General features: G+C 69.3%; 2 protein-coding genes and 1 pseudogene. 2 read left to right on the forward strand and 1 reads right to left on the reverse strand.

Annotated features, from left to right (window positions below; translation table 11 throughout):
• Positions 1-87 precede the first annotated feature (87 nt).
• Positions 88-288, forward strand: a pseudogene (locus tag ELR45_RS34175) (ISL3 family transposase); the annotation flags it as partial.
• 51 nt (positions 289-339) lie between these two features.
• Here the strand turns inward: ELR45_RS34175 and ELR45_RS34180 are convergent.
• Positions 340-849, reverse strand: a complete 510-nt coding sequence (locus ELR45_RS34180; RefSeq protein ID WP_077690675.1) for a DinB family protein — start codon at positions 847-849, stop codon at positions 340-342.
• Positions 850-1,012: 163 nt separating this feature from the next.
• On the opposite strand from ELR45_RS34180, the gene ELR45_RS34185 reads away from it, so the two are divergent.
• Entirely contained in the window at positions 1,013-2,320 is a 1,308-nt protein-coding gene (locus ELR45_RS34185; RefSeq protein ID WP_129670257.1) for an ISL3 family transposase, read from the forward strand.
• Positions 2,321-2,326: the final 6 nt, after the last annotated feature.

Here is a 2,326-nt window from a genome sequence, read left to right on the forward strand (position 1 = left end):
CGGGCTCTTCGCAGTTAAGGGTGTAGTCCGGTCGACGCGTCGGTGGCCGGGTAGGGGTCGAGGTCTCCCGAGGATGGGGGTGACTATGATCTCGGGCTCGAAGTGCTCGGGCAGCGGTTGGAGCCCGATCGGGCGATTCTCCGGTGCCGGGTTGTCGAGCCCGACAGATGGTGTCGTCGCTGCGGATGCCCTGGCGCGGCCAGGGACACGGTGGTCCGGCGGTTGGCGCACGAGCCGTTCGGGTGGCGGCCCACGGTGTTGGAGGTCAGCCTCCGCCGATACCGTTGTAACGCCGCCTCCGACGACCCGGAACACGGACCGACGACGCGCCGCGAGCCGTCAGTCGCCGACGCTGCCGTCGATCATCTCGCGCAGGATGTCCGCGTGGCCCGCGTGCCGGGCGGTCTCCACGATCACGTGCAGGTACATCCACGTCAGCTCCCTGCCCCGCGGTGTGGTGACGGCGTAGTCGAGGCTGTGCTGGGCGGCGATCTCGCGGGAGCGGTCGCACTCCGCCTGGTAGGCGGCGATGACGTCGTCGAGCTTCTCGTTCGGCTCCAGCCGCAGGTCGGCCTCCGGGTCTGCGTCGGTCCACGGCGGCGTGGGCAGCTCCGCGGCGGGGATCTGCCCGATCTGCTCGGCGAACCCGCCCAGTTCCACCCACCGCAGGTGTTTGATCAGGCCGCCGAGGTTGGTGCCGGTCGGCACCGGGCTGCGCCGGGCGTCCTCCTCCGACACCCCGCGGGCCTTGCGCACGACGGCGTCGCGCAGGTAATCCAGGAACGTCTCGAGCTGCTCGCGCTCGCTGGCGGCGAACACGCTGCCGAGGATCTCACCGGGTCTAGTCATGGCCGGAACATAGCACGCGGGCCGACCCTCGCACCGGGGCTATTTTTGGGCTCTTCGCAGTCGCAGTTGAGGGTGTAGTCCGGTCAGCGCGTCGGTGGCCGGGTAGGGGTCGAGGTCTCCCGAGGATGGAGGTGACTATGCCGTCCATCTGGAAGACCTCGACGTGTCTGACGCTACCTTCGCCCGCCCTGACCTGACCACGTTCGCTCGTCTTGATGATCTCGGGCTCGAAGTGCTCGCGCAGCGGTTGGAGCCCGATCGGGCGATTCTCCGGTGCCGGGTTGTCGAGCCCGACAAATGGTGTCGTCGCTGCGGATGCCCTGGCGCGGCCAGGGACACGGTGGTCCGGCGGTTGACGCACGAGCCGTTCGGGTGGCGGCCCACGGTGTTGGAGGTCAGCCTCCGCCGATACCGGTGCACCGGGTGCGGTCACGTGTGGCGCCAGGACACGTCGCGGGCCGCCGAGCCGCGGGCGAAGCTGTCGCGACGTGGCCTGTGGTGGGCGCTGGAAGCCCTGGTGTGCCAACACCTGAGTGTCGCCCGCGTCGCCGACGCTCTGGGGGTCTCGTGGAACACCGCCAACGACGCGGTCCTGGCCGAGGGCCGCCGGGTCCTGATCGACGATCCGCACCGCTTCGACGACGTGCAGGTCATCGGCGTGGACGAGCACGTCTGGCGGCACACCCGGCGTGGCGACAAGTACGTAACCGTGATCATCGACCTGACGCCGATCCGCGACGGCACCGGGCTGGCGCGGCTTCTGGACATGGTCGCCGGCCGCTCCAAACAGGCGTTCAAGGCCTGGCTCGCCGAACGGGACAAGTCCTGGCGCGACAATATCGAGGTCGTCGCGATGGACGGGTTCACCGGGTTCAAGACCGCCACCGCCGAAGAGCTACCCGAGGCTGTGCCGGTGCTGGACCCCTTCCACGTCGTCCGTCTGGCAGGCGACGCCCTGGATCAGTGCCGGCGCCGGGTCCAGCAAGCCACCCACGGGCACCGAGGCCGCACCGGCGATCCACTATATGCCGCGCGACGCACCCTGCACACCGGCGCCGACCTGCTCACCGAGACCCAGCAGCACCGGCTGACGGAGCTGTTCGCGGCCGACGCCCACGTCGAGGTCGAAGCCACCTGGGGCATCTACCAGCGGATGATCGCCGCCTACCGTGAGCCCGACCGAACCCGGGGCCGCGAGCTGATGAGGCAGTTGATCGAGTCGATCAGCCGAGGCGTCCCCAGCCCGTTCAGCGAGATCATCACGCTCGGCCGCACCCTGACCAAGCGCGCCGCCGACGTGCTCGCCTACTTCGACCGGCCCGGCACATCCAACGGCCCCACCGAAGCGATCAACGGCCGCCTCGAACACCTCCGCGGCTCCGCCCTCGGGTTCCGCAACCTGACGAACTACATCGCCAGATCACTACTCGAGACTGGCGGCTTCCGACCCCAACTACACCCTCGATTGTGAAGAGCC

Origin of the sequence: Phytoactinopolyspora endophytica (assembly GCF_004138495.1) — a bacterium.
GTDB lineage: Bacteria > Actinomycetota > Actinomycetes > Jiangellales > Jiangellaceae > Phytoactinopolyspora > Phytoactinopolyspora endophytica.

Excerpts from the sequence above, each read along its gene's own strand:
- ELR45_RS34180 (WP_077690675.1), bottom strand. The coding sequence starts at position 849 with ATGACTAGACCCGGTGAGATCCTCGGCAGCGTGTTCGCCGCCAGCGAG.